The organism is Pigmentiphaga sp. (genome assembly GCF_033795525.1).
Classification (GTDB): domain Bacteria; phylum Pseudomonadota; class Gammaproteobacteria; order Burkholderiales; family Burkholderiaceae_B; genus Pigmentiphaga.
In genome coordinates, this window is the sequence record NZ_JARYGM010000003.1 from 593,017 (window position 1) to 609,002 (window position 15,986).

At 65.0% G+C, this 15,986-nt stretch carries 17 protein-coding genes; 14 read left to right on the forward strand and 3 right to left on the reverse strand.

The window, feature by feature from the left end:
- The first annotated feature begins 24 nt into the window (after nt 1-24).
- From atpB to QHC78_RS11385, 9 genes are all read left to right on the forward strand, one after another.
- Nucleotides 25-891, forward strand: coding sequence for a F0F1 ATP synthase subunit A (gene atpB, locus QHC78_RS11345; RefSeq protein ID WP_319744511.1), 867 nt, complete (start codon nt 25-27; stop codon nt 889-891).
- Between the two features lie 213 nt (nt 892-1,104).
- Nucleotides 1,105-1,347, forward strand: a complete 243-nt coding sequence (atpE, locus tag QHC78_RS11350) for a F0F1 ATP synthase subunit C (RefSeq protein ID WP_319744513.1) — start codon at nt 1,105-1,107, stop codon at nt 1,345-1,347.
- Between the two features lie 80 nt (nt 1,348-1,427).
- Nucleotides 1,428-1,898 (forward strand): F0F1 ATP synthase subunit B, encoded by a 471-nt coding sequence (locus tag QHC78_RS11355; protein WP_319744515.1) that lies wholly within the window; start codon nt 1,428-1,430, stop codon nt 1,896-1,898.
- Nucleotides 1,899-1,984: 86 nt separating this feature from the next.
- Nucleotides 1,985-2,524, forward strand: a complete 540-nt coding sequence (locus QHC78_RS11360) for a F0F1 ATP synthase subunit delta (protein WP_319744516.1) — start codon at nt 1,985-1,987, stop codon at nt 2,522-2,524.
- A 53-nt stretch (nt 2,525-2,577) separates the two neighbouring features.
- Complete coding sequence (gene atpA / locus QHC78_RS11365) at nt 2,578-4,116, forward strand: F0F1 ATP synthase subunit alpha (protein ID WP_319744518.1); 1,539 nt, start codon at nt 2,578-2,580, stop codon at nt 4,114-4,116.
- Between the two features lie 131 nt (nt 4,117-4,247).
- The gene (gene atpG / locus QHC78_RS11370) at nt 4,248-5,126 is read left to right on the forward strand and encodes a F0F1 ATP synthase subunit gamma (RefSeq protein ID WP_319744520.1); all 879 of its coding nucleotides are present in this window, start codon (nt 4,248-4,250) and stop codon (nt 5,124-5,126) included.
- 42 nt (nt 5,127-5,168) lie between these two features.
- The gene (gene atpD / locus QHC78_RS11375) at nt 5,169-6,587 is read left to right on the forward strand and encodes a F0F1 ATP synthase subunit beta (protein ID WP_319744522.1); all 1,419 of its coding nucleotides are present in this window, start codon (nt 5,169-5,171) and stop codon (nt 6,585-6,587) included.
- A 123-nt stretch (nt 6,588-6,710) separates the two neighbouring features.
- A complete protein-coding gene (locus QHC78_RS11380) occupies nt 6,711-7,133 on the forward strand; it encodes a F0F1 ATP synthase subunit epsilon (RefSeq protein ID WP_319744524.1) in 423 nt (140 codons plus the stop codon).
- A gap of 327 nt (nt 7,134-7,460) precedes the next feature.
- Nucleotides 7,461-8,423 (forward strand): Bug family tripartite tricarboxylate transporter substrate binding protein, encoded by a 963-nt coding sequence (locus tag QHC78_RS11385; RefSeq protein WP_319744526.1) that lies wholly within the window; start codon nt 7,461-7,463, stop codon nt 8,421-8,423.
- Here QHC78_RS11385 and QHC78_RS11390 read toward each other — a convergent pair.
- On the reverse strand, nt 8,392-9,351 hold the full coding sequence (locus QHC78_RS11390; RefSeq protein WP_319744528.1) for a LysR family transcriptional regulator: 960 nt from the start codon (nt 9,349-9,351) through the stop codon (nt 8,392-8,394). The genes QHC78_RS11385 and QHC78_RS11390 overlap by 32 nt on opposite strands.
- Before the next feature lie 127 nt (nt 9,352-9,478).
- Between QHC78_RS11390 and QHC78_RS11395 the strand changes: the two genes are divergently transcribed.
- From QHC78_RS11395 to QHC78_RS11405, 3 genes are read left to right on the forward strand one after another with little or no spacing between them, the layout of a single operon-like run.
- Nucleotides 9,479-10,840: an acyclic terpene utilization AtuA family protein gene (locus QHC78_RS11395; RefSeq protein ID WP_319744530.1), complete on the forward strand. Its 1,362-nt coding sequence runs from the start codon at nt 9,479-9,481 to the stop codon at nt 10,838-10,840.
- Between the two features lie 34 nt (nt 10,841-10,874).
- Nucleotides 10,875-11,225, forward strand: coding sequence for an AtuA-related protein (locus tag QHC78_RS11400; RefSeq protein WP_319744532.1), 351 nt, complete (start codon nt 10,875-10,877; stop codon nt 11,223-11,225).
- 2 nt (nt 11,226-11,227) lie between these two features.
- On the forward strand, nt 11,228-12,907 hold the full coding sequence (locus QHC78_RS11405; protein WP_319744534.1) for a thiamine pyrophosphate-requiring protein: 1,680 nt from the start codon (nt 11,228-11,230) through the stop codon (nt 12,905-12,907).
- A 70-nt stretch (nt 12,908-12,977) separates the two neighbouring features.
- Here the strand turns inward: QHC78_RS11405 and QHC78_RS11410 are convergent, their stop codons facing one another.
- Nucleotides 12,978-13,214 (reverse strand): hypothetical protein, encoded by a 237-nt coding sequence (locus QHC78_RS11410; protein ID WP_319744535.1) that lies wholly within the window; start codon nt 13,212-13,214, stop codon nt 12,978-12,980.
- A gap of 241 nt (nt 13,215-13,455) precedes the next feature.
- On the opposite strand from QHC78_RS11410, the gene QHC78_RS11415 reads away from it, so the two are divergent.
- Together QHC78_RS11415 and QHC78_RS11420 are read left to right on the forward strand one after the other, a co-directional pair.
- Nucleotides 13,456-13,893 carry a CoA-binding protein gene (locus tag QHC78_RS11415; RefSeq protein ID WP_319744537.1) on the forward strand — a complete coding sequence of 146 codons (438 nt, stop codon included), beginning with the start codon at nt 13,456-13,458 and terminating at the stop codon, nt 13,891-13,893.
- A 109-nt stretch (nt 13,894-14,002) separates the two neighbouring features.
- Nucleotides 14,003-14,755, forward strand: coding sequence for a hypothetical protein (locus tag QHC78_RS11420; RefSeq protein ID WP_319744539.1), 753 nt, complete (start codon nt 14,003-14,005; stop codon nt 14,753-14,755).
- Nucleotides 14,756-14,762: 7 nt separating this feature from the next.
- Here the strand turns inward: QHC78_RS11420 and QHC78_RS11425 are convergent, their stop codons facing one another.
- Nucleotides 14,763-15,662 carry a LysR family transcriptional regulator gene (locus QHC78_RS11425; protein ID WP_319744541.1) on the reverse strand — a complete coding sequence of 300 codons (900 nt, stop codon included), beginning with the start codon at nt 15,660-15,662 and terminating at the stop codon, nt 14,763-14,765.
- Between the last annotated feature and the right edge of the window lie 324 nt (nt 15,663-15,986).

A 15,986-nucleotide genomic window follows, 5' to 3' on the forward strand; every position in this document is an offset into this window, starting at 1 on the left:
GGTCGTAGGATAGAACCCCCCGATATGGCTTCCACTACAGCGCCGACCGCGTCCGAGTACATCGTCCACCACCTGGGACACCTGAACAACACCGGGCACAAGCAGACCGTCATCGCCGACTTTTCGGTCATCAACTACGACACGCTTTTCTGGTCCATCAGCATGGGCCTGCTCGTGGTCTTCCTGATGTGGCTGGGCGCGCGCCGCGCGACGGCCGGCGTGCCGGGAAAGATGCAGGCATTCGTCGAGATCCTCGTGGAGATGGTCGACGAGCAGGCCAAGAGCATCGTCCATAACGCGAAGTCCCGGCAGTTCGTCGCGCCGCTGGCGCTGACCGTGTTCATGTGGATCATCTTCATGAACGCGCTGGATCTGCTGCCGGTGGACCTTCCCCATTACTTGTTCGGCCTGGTCGGGCTGGCCGACGTCATCCATTACCATCGCATCGTTCCCACCGCGGACCTGAATGCCACCATCGGGATGTCGCTCGGGGTGCTGCTGCTGATGCTCTACTACGGCATCAAGATCAAGTCTCCCGGCGGCTTCGTCAAGGAACTGTTCACCGCGCCGTTCCACGGGCACGGCATCGCTGCAATCATCCTGGCTCCCTTCAACCTGTTGCTCAACCTGATCGAATACGCTGCCAAGACGGTTTCGCTGGGCATGCGGTTGTTCGGCAACATGTTCGCCGGCGAACTGATCTTCATGCTGATCGCCCTCTTGGGCGGCGCGTGGGCCGGCCTGAATGCCACCAGCGTGTTCCTGGGCATCGGCCACGTGATCGCGGGTTCGATCTGGGCCATCTTCCACATCCTGATCGTCGTGCTCCAGGCATTCATTTTCATGATGCTGACCCTGGTGTATGTGAGCCAGGCGCACGAAGGGCATTAGTAGGCGCCTGTACACCCTTCGGGTGCCCCCCAGGGGGCGGCGCTGGCAGACCGGCAGAGCCGGATCCGCGGCGCCCCGGAGTCGGGAGGGAGTGGTGGTGTGTAGAAATACCGGGGCGTGGCGGGTTGCCGCGCTCCCGTAGCAAGTTAGCAGTATCCGTCGTTCAATTATCAACATAACTAGTCGTTTTTCGATTCATATCAAGGAGTTGTCATGACCAACGTCGCTCTCGTCGCTCTCGCTTGCGGTCTGATCATCGGTCTGGGTGCCATCGGCGCATGCCTGGGAATCGCGATCGTCGGTGGCAAGTACATCGAGGCTTCGGCTCGCCAACCCGAGCTGATGAACCCGCTGCAGACCAAGCTGTTCCTGCTGGCCGGCCTGATCGACGCCGCCTTCCTGATCGGTGTTGGTATCGCCATGCTGTTCGCCTTTGCGAATCCGTTCGCCGGCTAAGACCTATTCGACATGACCGCTCCGTGGCGCCGCTCCGCTCGCCGTCACGGATGATGATCTTTTCCGAATAAGGAAACACCGTGAATCTGAACGCGACACTCGTCTTCCAGATGCTCGTGTTCTTCATTCTGGCGTGGTTCACGATGAAGTTCGTGTGGCCGCCGCTGATGAAGTCCATCGAAGAGCGCCGTCTGAAGATCGCCGAAGGCCTCGCATCGGCCGAGAAAGGCAAGACCGAGCTGGCGCAGGCGGAAGCCCGCATCAGCCAGATCGAAGCCGCTGCCAAGGCCGAAAACCAGACTCGCCTGGCCCAGGCCGAGAAACAGGCTGCCGCCCTGATCGAGCAGGCTCGCAAGGACGCCGAGGCAGAACGTGCCCGCATACTCGAGCAGGCTCGCCAGGAGGCGGAGCAGGAAGCCCAGCGTGCCCGCGACGGCCTGCGCGATGCGGTTGCCCAGCTGGCCGTGAAAGGCGCCGAGGAAATCCTCAAGCGCGAAGTCGACGCCCAGGCGCATGCCGAGCTGCTCGGCCGGCTCAAGGCGCAGTTGTAAAACGAACCCGCGGGGGTGGCACGGTTGCGTGCCGCTCACGTGTTTGCGAATCACCTCGCTAACCGTATCAGGCATCGAGAGCCACCATGGCTGAACTGTCCACCATCGCCCGGCCATACGCTGAAGCGCTGTTCGGCGTTGCCCGTGCAGATAGCGCAGGCCTTGCCGCCTGGGCCGAGCTTGTCGCCGAAATGGCGCAGGCCGCCGCGCACCCGGATGTGCGCAGCGCCATCGCCAATCCCAAGCTCGACAACGCACAGCGAGTCGAATTGTTCACGGCTACGCTGAAGACGCCGCTGTCGCCGGCTGCGCGCAATTTCGTGCAGCTGCTGGTCGAAAACGACCGCTTGCTGCTGCTGCCCGAGATCGCCTCGCAATTCCTGTGGTTGAAGAACCGCCACGAAGGCATTGCCGACGCCGAGATCGCCAGCGCGTTTCCGCTGACCGATGCCCAGGTTGCCGACCTGGTCGCCGGGCTGGAAAAGAAATTCGGCCTGAAAATCAAGCCCTCCGTCCGGGTCGACGCTTCGCTGATCGGCGGCGTGCGCGTGTCCGTCGGGGACCAGGTGCTCGATACCTCCGTGCGTGCGCAGCTTGATCGCATGCGCGACGCGCTCGTCGCATAGTTCGGTCGCTAGGCCCTCATCGGCACCGAGAGAAAGGATTCCAGGAGTCAACCATGCAACTCAATCCGTCTGAGATCAGCGAATTGCTCAAGAGCCGCATCGAGGGCCTGAGCAACACCGCTGACATCCGCACCCAAGGCACGGTGGTTTCCGTGACCGACGGCATTACCCGCATCCACGGCCTGTCCGACGTGATGCAAGGCGAAATGCTCGAGTTTCCCAACAACACCTTCGGCATGGCGCTCAACCTCGAGCGCGACTCCGTCGGCGCCGTTATTCTGGGCGACTACACCCACATCTCCGAAGGCGACACGGTCAAATCGACCGGCCGCATCCTGGAAGTGCCGGTCGGTCCGGAGCTGAAGGGCCGCGTGGTCGACGCACTGGGCCAGCCCATCGACGGCAAGGGCCCCATCAACGCCAAGGCCACGGACGTGATCGAGAAGGTCGCGCCGGGCGTGATCGCGCGCAAGTCGGTGTCGCAGCCGGTGCAGACGGGCCTGAAGGCCATCGACGCCATGGTGCCCATCGGCCGCGGCCAGCGCGAGCTGATCATCGGCGACCGCCAGACCGGCAAGACCGCCGTCGCGGTCGACACCATCATCAGCCAGAAGGGCAAGGGCCTGACCTGCGTGTACGTGGCGATCGGCCAGAAGGCCTCGACCATCAACAACGTGGTCCGCAAGCTCGAAGAGCACGGCGCCCTTGAATACACCATCGTCGTGGCCGCCTCGGCGTCCGACTCGGCCGCGATGCAGTACATCGCCGCCTACTCCGGCTGCACGATGGGCGAGTACTTCCGCGATCGCGGCGAAGACGCCCTGATCATCTATGACGACCTGACCAAGCAGGCCTGGGCCTATCGCCAGGTCTCGCTGCTGCTGCGCCGCCCGCCCGGCCGCGAAGCCTATCCGGGCGACGTGTTCTACCTGCACTCGCGCCTGCTCGAGCGCGCCGCGCGCGTCAACGAAGAGTACGTCGAGAAATTCACCAACGGCGCCGTGAAAGGCAAGACCGGTTCGCTGACCGCGCTGCCCATCATCGAGACGCAGGCCGGCGACGTGTCCGCCTTCGTGCCGACCAACGTGATCTCGATTACCGACGGCCAGATCTTCCTGGAATCGGACCTGTTCAACGCCGGTATCCGTCCCGCCATCAACGCCGGTATCTCGGTATCGCGCGTGGGCGGCGCCGCCCAGACCAAGGTCATCAAGAAGCTGTCCGGCGGTATCCGTACCGACCTGGCCCAGTATCGTGAACTGGCCGCGTTCGCGCAGTTCGCGTCCGACCTCGACGAATCGACCCGCCGCCAGCTCGAGCGCGGCCGCCGCGTGGTGGAACTGCTCAAGCAGCCCCAGTACCAGCCGCTGCAGGTATGGGAACTGGCCGTCTCGCTGTTTGCCGCCAACAACGGCTACCTCGACGACGTCGAAGTCAAGGACGTCCTGGCGTTCGAAAAAGCGCTGAAGGAATACCTGAAGTCCAAGTACGAGGCGCTGATCGGCCGTATCGAGGACACCAAGGAACTGTCCAAGGACGACGAAGCCGCGCTGCACGAAGCGGTCAAGGATTTCAAGAAGAACGCCATCTGAACCCCTAGGTGGAACCCCCCTACGCGCTACGCGCGCCCCCCCAGGGGGCGGCACTGGCGGACCGGCCAAGCCGGATCCGCGGTGCCCTGGATAAAGGGGCCGGAGTCAGGGAAACAGACGAGGGAAGATAGATGCCCGGAATCAAGGAAATCCGTACCAAGATCAAGAGCGTGCAGAACACGCGCAAGATCACCAAGGCGATGGAGATGGTCGCCGCATCCAAGATGCGCAAGGCGCAGGACCGGATGCGCGCGGCCCGTCCGTATGCCGACAAGGTGCGCAACATCGCTGCGCACATGGCGCAAGCCAATCCTGACTACGAACACGCCTACCTGGACAAGCGCGAAGACGTCAAGGCCGCCGGGCTCATCGTGGTCACCACCGACAAGGGGCTGTGCGGTGCGCTTAACACCAACATCCTGCGTTCGGTGCTCAATCGCCTGAAGGAATCCGAGGCCAAGGGCATCAAGGTCCAGACCACGGCCATTGGCAACAAGGGCCTGAGCTTCCTGACCCGGCTCGATGCCAACGTGGTGTCCCAGGTGGTGCAGCTGGGCGATGCGCCCAACCTCGAACGCCTGATCGGCGCGATCAAGGTCCAGCTCGACGCCTATGCGGAGGGCAAGGTCGACGTGGTCTACATCGCGTACAACCGCTTCATCAACACGATGAAGCAGGAGCCGGTGATCGAGCAGCTGCTGCCCCTGTCGGCCGATCGTTTCCGCCAGACCGAGGAAGAAAAGAAGGCGTACTCGTGGGACTACATCTACGAACCCGATGCCAAGTCGGTCGTGGACGAGCTCCTGCTGCGCTACGTCGAAGCGCTGGTGTACCAAGCCGTTGCCGAAAACATGGCGTCCGAGCAGTCGGCGCGGATGGTGGCCATGAAGGCTGCATCGGACAACGCCAAGAAGGTAATCGGCGAGCTCCAGCTGGTCTACAACAAGACCCGCCAGGCGGCCATTACCAAGGAAATTTCGGAAATCGTGGGCGGTGCGGCGGCTGTGTAAGCCGGCGTGGCGCCATCAAGAATCAGGAATCGAGGAATCGATATGAGCAACGGAACCATCGTTCAGTGCATCGGTGCCGTGGTGGACATCCAGTTCCCCCGCGACAGCATGCCCAAGATCTACGAGGCCCTCACGCTGGCCGACGATAGCTCGGCGTTCGCCGAAAAGGGATTGACCTTCGAAGTGCAGCAGCAGCTGGGTGACGGCGTCGTCCGTACCATTGCCATGGGCTCGTCCGACGGCCTGCGCCGCGGCATGGCCGTGACCGCCAGCGGCGCTCCCATCTCGGTGCCCGTCGGTACCGGTACGCTGGGCCGCATCATGGACGTGCTGGGTCGTCCGATCGACGAAGCCGGCCCGATCAAGTCGGAAGAGCGCCGCGCCATTCACCAGGACGCGCCCAAGTTCGACGAGCTCTCTCCCTCCGTGGAGCTGCTCGAAACCGGCATCAAGGTTATCGACCTGGTCTGCCCGTTCGCCAAGGGCGGCAAGGTGGGCCTGTTCGGCGGCGCCGGCGTGGGCAAGACCGTGAACATGCTCGAGCTCATCAACAACATCGCCAAGCAGCACAGCGGTCTGTCGGTGTTTGCCGGCGTGGGCGAACGTACCCGCGAAGGCAACGACTTCTACCATGAAATGGCGGAAGCGGGCGTCATCAACCTGGACAAGATCGAAGAGTCCAAGGTGGCGATGGTGTTCGGCCAGATGAACGAGCCCCCGGGCAACCGTCTGCGCGTGGCGCTATCGGGCCTGACCATGGCCGAGAAGTTCCGCGACGAAGGCCGCGACATCCTGTTCTTCGTCGACAACATCTACCGCTACACCCTGGCCGGTACCGAAGTGTCCGCTCTGCTGGGCCGTATGCCTTCCGCCGTGGGTTATCAGCCCACGCTGGCCGAAGAAATGGGTAAGCTGCAAGAGCGCATCACCTCGACCAAGACCGGTTCGATCACCTCGATCCAGGCCGTGTACGTGCCCGCGGACGACTTGACCGACCCCTCGCCCGCCACGACCTTCCTGCACCTGGACTCGACCGTGGTGCTGTCGCGTGACATCGCCGCGCTGGGTATCTACCCCGCCGTGGATCCGCTCGACTCCACCAGCCGCCAGCTCGATCCGCAAGTCGTGGGCGAAGAGCACTACGCGGTCGCCCGCGGCGTGCAGCAGACGCTGCAGCGCTACAAGGAACTGCGCGACATCATCGCGATTCTGGGCATGGACGAACTGTCGCCGGAAGACAAGCAGGCCGTGGGCCGCGCCCGCAAGATCCAGCGCTTCCTGTCGCAGCCCTTCCACGTGGCCGAAGTGTTCACCGGCTCGCCGGGCAAGTACGTGCCGTTGAAGGAAACCATCCGCGGCTTCAAGATGATCGTCGACGGCGAGTGCGACGCGCTGCCCGAGCAGGCCTTCTACATGGTTGGCACGATCGACGAAGCCTTCGAGAAAGCCAAAAAGTTGTAATCCCCCCCTACGCCCTTACGGGCGCCCCCCAGGGGGCGGTGCTGGCGGACCGGCGGAGCCGGATCCGCGGCACCCTGGGGCTGGTGCTGGGGCTGCGCGACGCGCGGCACAGGAGAATTGAGTATGGCAACTATTCATGTAGACGTCGTCAGTGCCGAGGCGTCGATTTTCGCCGGCGAGGCGAAGTTCGTGGCGCTGCCTGGCGAGGCGGGCGAGCTGGGTATTCTGCCCGGCCATGCGCCGCTGATTTCGCGTATCCGTCCCGGTACCGTCAAGATTTCGCGCGCGGATAACGGCGAGGAAGAGCACATCTTCGTTGCCGGCGGGCTGCTTGAAATCCAGCCGGGTACCGTGACGGTGCTGGCCGATACGGCCATTCGCAGCCGAGACCTCGACGAGGCCAAGGCCGAGCAGGCACGCAAGGCGGCAGAAGAGGCGCTGCGCAACGCCAAGGACAAGGCCGAAGTGGCCGTGGTCGAGGCCGAGCTCGCCATGCTGGCCGCGCAGTTGGCCGCTATTCGCAAGCTGCGGGGCGGCCGCAGTTAACGGTTTAACCGCATTAACGGTCGCCCGTTAACGTAGCTCGTTGTTTTTTGCACTAGGAACCAGGCCGTCGCGTACGGCCTGGTTTTTTTATGGGCCGGGGTTGCGCCGGCGCAGCGATCCGAGCCCGTCATTGCCATGCTCCGCGCGGGCGATTGATCCAGATCCGGCATCGCTCTAATCGCATAATTCTAATTCTCAAATCAATGCGGCAAGCGCAGAATGAGGCGGCGGGAGGAGCCGTATACATCGTCCGGCAATCCTGCGCAGATTTGCAACCGGTATCCGGCGCATAGAACGCCGGGCCGGACCGCCACCCCCTGGAGGACTATGAGACACCTTCTGCTAGCACTGGCCGGCATTGCGCTCGCCTGCGGTGCGGCTTCTGCCGCCGACACCTATCCCGCACGGCCCATTACCGTGGTCGTTCCCTACGAACCCGGCGGCACCGCCGATGTGCTGTTCCGGGTCATCGCGCCCGCCATGGAAAAGCAGCTGGGCCAGTCCATCGTGGTTGTGAACCGGGGCGGCGCCAGCGGCTTGATCGGCACCGAATCCGTAGCACGCGCCGAACCGGACGGCTACACGCTGGTGGTGGCCACGGCCGGCTTGCCCATCGCGGTGGCGTACAACAAGAATGTCCGCTTCGATCTGGCCAAGGACCTCGAACCCATCGCCAGTTATGCCAACACGCCCTACTTCCTGTTCACCGGCACCAAGCTGCCCGTGAAAACGGTGCAGGACTTCGTCGCGCTGGCGAAGAAGCAGCCTGGCAAGCTGAGCTACGGGTCATCGGGCGCGGGGCAGAGCGGCCACCTGGCCGGCGCCAAGTTTGCGCTCGCCACCGGCACGGACCTGCTGCACGTACCGTACAAAGGCACCGGGCCGGCCATGACCGATCTGGCCTCGGGGCATATCGACAGCATTTTCGTGGGTTTGCCCATCGCCATGCCGCACCTGGAAACGGGCCGTATCAAGGTCCTGGCCGTGGCGTCTCCCGAACGGGTCGGCCTGCGGCCCGATGTCCCCACCATCGCGGAGTCGGGGGTGCCGGGTTTCGAGGCTCGCGCCTGGTACGGCCTGTTGGCGCCGCGCGGAACGCCGGCCCCGGTCAAGCAGAAGCTGGCCCTGGCGGTGGAGGCCGCGATGAAGGATGCGGAGATCGCCAAGCGCTTTTCCGGGCTCGGTGCGGTGCCGTTCGTGCAAGGCGAAGCCCAGTTCGCCGCGTTCTTCAAAGAGGACGTGTCCAGCGTGCGCGACTTTATTCGGAATTTCCCGGGCGGGTTGAAGTAGCGCCGTCGGCGCGCCCTGAGGGCTGGCCGATGCCGTGGTGGGCGAGGAAGGCCTGCACGAAGGAGTATGCCGGCCCCGACAGCGACCGTCCCTTGCGGGTGGCGACGCCGATGTTCCGGGAGACCGCAGGGTCGGTCAGGCGCACGAAGGCCAAACCTTCGGGATTGACCAGCCCCCGCGCCAGGGTGGGAATGACGGCGATGCCCAGCCCGGCGGCGACCATCCTGGCGGTGACCGACAGGTTCACCGATTCGTAGCGGGGTTCGACCGTGATGCGGCGGTCGGCCAGCACCCGTTCTACGAGGGGGCGCAGGCTGCTGGCGGGGCCGTTGGCAATGTAGGGGCGCTGGGCGAATACCTCCCACGAGACGGCAGCCTCCCGTGCCAGCGCATCATGCTCGGGACAGATCAGGATCAGGTCGTCGTTGACGAAGGGCGTGAAATGAATGTCGCGCGCCATGTCCGACGGCGGCTGCGAGGTCACGCCTATTTGTGCCGAGCCGTCCTGCACCATGCGCAGCACGTCGGCGGTCGATACCGACTGCAGCCCGATCGACACGTTGGGATGGGCCGCCAGGAACAGGTGCATGGGGCGGGGCAGGATGGAGGCTGCCAGCGCGGGCAGGCTGGCTATGGTGAAGCTGCCCTTGCGCCCGGCGACGAATTCGGACAGATCGCTGAGCGAGTCGCGCAACTCGAAGACGATGCGCCGCGCGATCGGCAGCAGTTCTTCGCCGGAACTGGTCAAGGTCACGCGCCGGGTATTGCGGTCGAACAGCCGGGTGCCGAGCTTGGATTCGGCGGCGGCCACGGTGCGGCTGAGCGCCGGCTGGGACACGAAGCACAGGGCGGCGGCGGCGCGGAAATTGAGGGTATCGGCCACCGCAATGAAGGCCTCCAGTTCCTGGATCGTGAGTTGGGTGCGCATGGCCGGCCATTGATTCTATTAGTGGATCACTATGATCTTATAAATTCATTTCCTACATCAATCGAGTTTGTCCAGAATACCAGCCGGGCTCCTCGAGCTCGCTGTTCCTTGAACGGAGTCCTTGATAATGACTAGACGAGGCAGACATGGCCCCGATACCCTGCGTGTGGGCACGGGGGCGGGTATGGCGGACGACCGCATCTACCCGGGCGTCAAGCTGCTTGAGCGCGGCGAACTGGATTACCTGGTGTGCGAGTGCCTGGCCGAGCGCACCATTGCGCGCGAAACGCTGAATCGCAAGCGCAAGCCCGAGGCGGGATACACGCCCATGCTCGAGGCCCGCGCCCGCGCCTTCATGCCGCTGTGCCGGGAGCAGGGAGTGCGGATGGTGACCAACATGGGTGCCGCCAATCCGCTCGGGGGCGCGCAGGCGCTGCAACGGGAAGCCCTGGAGCTGGGATTGGGCAAAGTGTCGTGCGCGGTCATCACCGGGGACGACGTGACGGAACTGGTCCGTGCCCACCCGGGGCTGCCTTTGATGGAGAGCGGGGTGCCGGTCGAGGCTCTGCTGCCGCGGCTGGCCTCGGCCAACGCCTACCTGGGCGCCGACGTGATCGCCCGGGCGCTGGATACCGGTGCCAGCGTGGTCATGGCCGGCCGCGTGGCCGACCCCTCCTTGTTCCTGGGCGTGATGATGCATCACTTCGGATGGTCCTACGACGACTTGGCGCGGCTGGCGGCCGGCACGCTCGCGGGCCACCTGCTGGAATGCTCGGTCCAGGTCACGGGCGGCTATTTCGCCGATCCGGGGAAGAAAGACGTTCCGGGCTTGGCCGACATCGCCTATCCGTTCGCCGACATCACCCGTGACGGCGGGGTGCTGATGGGCAAGACACCGGGGTCGGGCGGGCGGCTGGACCGCATGACCTGCACCGAGCAGCTCCTGTACGAAATCCACGATCCCACCCGCTACATCACGCCCGACTGCGTGCTCGACCTGACGCAGGTGGAGCTGGCCGAAACCGCGCCCGACCGTGTCCGCGTGAGCGGCGCCATCGGCAAGCCCCGCACCGATTCCTACAAGGTGGCCGTGGGTTATTTCGACGGCTACATCGGCGTGGGAGAAATCGGCTATGCCGGTATAAACGCCGTGGCCCGCGCGCGCCTGGCCGGCGAAGTGGTCAAGGAACGGTTCCGCCTGGAAGGAGGCGTGGCCTCGGAACTGCAGGTGGACGTGATAGGCATGTCCAGCCTGCACGGCGATCCCGGCTCTCGTCCCGAACCTTACGAAGTCCGCCTGCGCGTGGCGGGCCGGTGTCCCGACCGGCGCAGCGCCGACCTGCTGGGCGACGAAGTCAGGCAGTTGAATATGCAGGGGCCGGCGGGTCCGGGCGGACCGGTCAATTTTGGCGCCCGGGAGATCATTGCGGTGCAGTCGCTGCTGATGCCGCGCGCGTGGGTCCAACCGGAAATTTCCGTATTGGAATGACTCCCCAGGTTCGCGGTACTAATAAGGAAATGCGATGAGTGTACGGGTTTACGATCTGGCCCATTCCCGCTCCGGTGACAAGGGCAACACCTCCAACGTGGCGGTAATCGCCTATGACGATGCCGGCTGGGAGATTCTGCAGCGCGAACTGACTTCCGAGCGGGTCGCGCAGGCCTATGCCCATCTTGCCGCCGGGCCGGTCACGCGCTACGAGCTGCCTCGGCTGCGGGCGCTGAACTTCGTGATCGAGAATGCCTTGGCGGGCGGGGTCACGCGTTCGCTCAGGATCGATCCGCACGGCAAGGCCTTGAGCTCCATCGTGCTGGAGATCGTTCTGCCGGGCGATGTGCCAGATCCGGGCGCTGTCCGTCCACAGGAGCAGTGAACATGCGCGTCATGGACGTCGTCGCAAGCATGCTCAAGCAGGAGGGCATCGACACCCTGTTCTGCTATCCCACCACACCGATTATCGAGGCCGCCGCGCAGGCCGGCATACGCCCGGTGCTCTGCCGCCAGGAGCGGGTGGGCGTGGACATGGCCAATGGCTATACCCGCATCAAGAACGGCCGGCCGTTCGGTGTATTCGCCATGCAATACGGGCCGGGGGCGGAGAACGCCTTCTCCGGTATCGCCACCGCCTATTCCGATTCCTCGCCCATCCTGCTGCTGCCGCTGGGCCATCGCCGCGAAGTGGCGCAGGTGGCGCCGACCTTCCGTTCTTCGCGGGCCTACGCCTGCGTGACGCGTAGTGTGGAAGAAGTGGTGGCGCCCGAGGAGATTCCCAACGTCATGCGGCGTGCCATCAACCACCTGAAGAACGGTCGGCTGGGGCCGGTCATGATCGAGTTCCCCATGGACCTGGTGGAACACGAGCTCGGCGACATGCCTTTGGCCTTCCGCGGTGTGCGCCAAGTCCGGTCGGCCGCGGACGAGCGCGATATCGATGCCGCCGCGGCGCTGTTGCTGGAGGCGAAGTGCCCCATCATCCAGGCCGGGCAGGGCATTTTCTACGCCGAGGCCTGCGCCGAGCTGCTCGAGCTGGCGGAACTGGCATCGCTGCCCGTCATCACCACCGTCGAGGGCAAGAGCGCCTTTCCCGAAAACCACCCGCTGTCGCTAGGCACGTCGGGCGCGGTACTGACCGGCCACGGGAACCACTTCCTGGAGCACGCCGATCTGGTGCTCGCGGTGGGGAGCAGCCTCACCCGGCACCATTTGACCAACCGCGTCATGCCGGTTGCCGAGAAAAAGATTATTCACGCGGTATCCGACCCGCGCGATCTGTACAAAGGCTACGAGACCGACGTGGCCCTCCTGGGCGATGCCAAGCTGGTACTGCGCCAATTGATCGAGGCCGTGCGCGACCGCCTGGGCAATGCGCGCCGCGGCGATCCGCGGCCGCAGATCCTGTCCATCAAGCAGGCATGGCTGGCCGAATGGCGGCACAAGCTGGAGAGCCGGGCCGTCCCGATCACGCCTTATCGCGCGATCCACGAGTTCATGAACGCGGTGCCCGCGGCCGAGGCCATCGTCACCCATGACTCAGGCAGTCCGCGCGACCAGATCCTGCCGTTCTACGAGGCGACCACGCCGCACAGCTACCTGGGCTGGGGGAAATCCCACGCGCTGGGCACCGGGCTGGGCCTGACCATAGGCGCCAAGCTGGCCGCGCCCGACAAGTTCTGCGTCAATTTCATGGGCGATGCGGCGTTCGGGATGACAGGGCTGGATTTCGAGACGGCGGTGCGAGTCGGCGCGCCCATCTGCACCGTGGTGTTCAACAATGCCACGATGGCGGTCGAAACCAACAATATGAAGCTTTCGCATGCGCGCTACGGCACGCGCGACATCGGCGGCAACTATGCCGGCATAGGGCGCGACCTGGGCGGCTACGCCGAGCGCGTCGACGACCCCGCCCAGCTGGCCGCGGCTTTCGCGCGCGCGCGCCGCAAGACCGAGGAAGGCCACCCGGTGCTGCTGGAGATCATGACCAGCGAGGAGCGCGATTTCTCGTTCCGCAAGAACAGCTTCGCCGCCTTGCGCGCGGCCCAGGCGGGCGCCGCGTAGGACGGGGCCGGTACGCCGGGCGCGACGATGCGCTTACGTCCTGAAGCCGGCTCGATGTGCCGTGCCGGCGTCAGCCGGCCGCCTGGCCGCCGCTGCCGGTCTTGCCGCCCGCGGCGCCGGTCGTGTCGTCCGGGCCCTGGGCCGTTCGTGCCCCGGCGGCACGTAGGCCGGGGTTCGTATCCAACAGGCTTGCCTGTTCGGACTCCAGAGTGCGGATGTCGTCGGCGCGAGCCGGCAAGCCCCATGCGAGCGCCGTGGTGACGAGGATCAAGGAGGCGGCGGAGCGGATGGTCTTGGGCTTGTTCATGCTGGGTTTCCTGCGTTTACGGCCCGTAGTGTGCAGCAGATTCCCTACAGTCACATGGAAGGAGTCGGACAATTTGTAGCAGGATATGAGCGGTCGATTGCCGGGCCGCCGTTTCCGTATCCCGTACCTCTGGGGCCCGCGTCCGAGTCCCATCGCTGGCCCGAAGCGTTTCACCCCGTTGCAGCTGCGCGTCCCGGCCGTAAAGCGTTAAGCTCGGCTGGCCACTCGATAGGATGGAACCATGTTGACGGACCAGCAGCTCAAAGATCTTTTCTCGTCCACGCGCACGGTCGCCGTGGTCGGCCTTTCCCCCCGCGCCGACCGGCCCAGCCATGGGGTCGCCCAAGCGCTTCAGGCGCATGGCCTGCGGATCGTACCGATCAATCCCGCTGCGGCTGCCGGCGGCCAGGCCATACTCGGCGAGAAGGCATGGCCCGACCTGGGCAGCGCGGCAGCCTACCTGCGCGAGCAGGGTATCGCCATCGACATCGTCGATGTCTTTCGGCCGTCGGCCGACGTGCCGCCCATTGCCGACGATGCGGTGCTGATCGGCGCGCGTGCGTTGTGGATGCAGCTGGGCGTGGTCAACGAACAGGCGGCCGAGCGGGCCCGTGCGGCGGGTCTTGTCGTCGAGATGAATCGATGCCTGAAGGTCGAGTGGGGCAGGGTGATGCGTTAACGGCCGCGGCCGCCCGGGCTGAATACGCAAATCTCCCTTTTGTATTTTTCCGAATTGAGGGGGAAGGCATGCACCCCTAGTCTGGCGCTTCCGTGTCATAGGAACAGCCATGAGAGGAACAATAGACTGCGCGGTGCTGATGGTTCCCGAGCACCGGCAATGGATGCATGAGTTCATCGAGGACTGGGCGTCCTCGTGCCATCGCGTCGCGCTGCACCGCGTTTACCTGGACGATGCCGGGGAGAACGCGTCCGAAGGTGCCTGCGTGCCCGCGCCCACCGACGCGCTGGCGCGCCTGGGGCTGGTACTCAAGCGCTATGACGCTTGCCTGTTGCCGGTCACGCTCGCCACGCTGGGATGGACCCGTACGGCGCTGGCGCTGGCGGACGGTACGCGGCAGACACCGCTATTGGGGCTTGTGCGCGGCATGAGCGCGGCCGGGTTGCAGGACCTGCTGTCTTTCGGATTGGACGATTTCATGCGTTACCCGCTATGCGCCGAAGAGTTCAAGACGAGGCTGGCACTGATGGCCGGCCCTGCCAAGCCGCCGCGGCCCGCCGATGCCGAAGGCGAACCGGCGCAGCCTGGGGACATGCCGCCGCAGCCGGCCGAGTCCGACGAGGCGTTGCGCGAGCCGTTCCAGACCGCCAAGGCCAAGGTGGTGACGCAATTCGAACGGCACTACATTGCCGATATGTTGATGCGCCATCAAGGCAACATCTCGCAGGCGGCGCGGGCGGCATGCAAGAACCGCCGCGCCTTCTGGCAGCTCATGCGCAAGCACGACATCGCCGCGGCCCCGTACCGGCAAGGCCTGGGCGCGCGTGAGGCCGCAACCTCGGGTGCGGGCATGCACGACTAGGCATGGGTCAGCTGCGGCTGGACCCGAATACCGAGGCCAGGAAATCCACGAAGGCCTTGACGTGGGGCGGCACCGGCCGCCGCGCCGTATAGAGCACGGCAATGGGCGGACCGGGCCGCTTCCAATCGGGCAGTACCTGCAGCAGGCGTTTTTCCGCCAGGGATTGCGCCAGCAGGAAGTCCAGGTCTTCATAGATGCCCAGTCCCGCCAACGCGCAGGTCAGTCCGGCCCGGGTGTTGTCCACGATGAGCCGGCCTTGGGCGGCGACGCTTACCGTCTGCTTGCCCTTTACCAGCTGCCAGTCGTAGGGACGGCCGGTGTCCGCGTCCCAGAATTCGATCAGCCGGTGGCGGCGCAGATCGTCCGGGTGCCGAGGCGCCTGGTACAGGCGCAGGTATTCCGGGCTGGCGGCCATGATGTAGTTGCCGCGGCCGAGCATCTTGAACCGAAGCGGCGAGTCGCGCAGCGGCCCCACTCGCAGCCCGATGTCGGCGCCCGAAACCGTGGGGTCGACCACGCCTTCATTGAGCGAGATGCGCAGGGATATGTCCGGATAGGCCTGTACGAACTCGGGCAGGCGCGGAATGACGCGGGCATTGGCGACGGATTCGGCCATCTCCACGTGCAAGTGGCCTTCGGCCCGGCCGCTGCGCGTCTGCATCTCGGCGTCCAGCGCGGCCAGTCCGTCCAGCAGCAGGCCGGCCCGCTCGGCATAGCGCCGTCCTTCCCGCGTCAGCCATACCCGGCGGGTGGTGCGGTTGAGCAACTGCGTGCCTAGGTGGCGTTCCAGTTCCTGAATGTGGCCCGTAATGGCGGAACGGGACACGCCCAGCTTGCGAGCGGCGCCGGTAAAGCTGCCGGTTTCTGCCACGGCGAGGAAGGCCCTGATGGGGGTGAGACGATCCATTGTTCAATTATAGGGAACAATATGGTCATGGCATCGAAGCAATGACCGCCTATACTGAAAAGACCGAGTAAAGCCCTTTTCCAAGGAGCGACCCCATGTTCTGCCCGCTGTCCGGCGGACCGAGCGCAAGGCGCCCTGCCTCGTTCGCCGCAAGACATCCCGCAACTCCCGGCCATGCCGCAGCAGGCATCCGGCTGGCGTTTTCCGGCCGTCTTGCCCGTGCCTTCCGCGCTTCCCCGGTCTTGCCCGCTCCGGATCGTTAGCGTCGTCCAGACGATACCGCCGCCGCGCATCGCGCATGTGCAAGCGGCCCCATCCGGACAC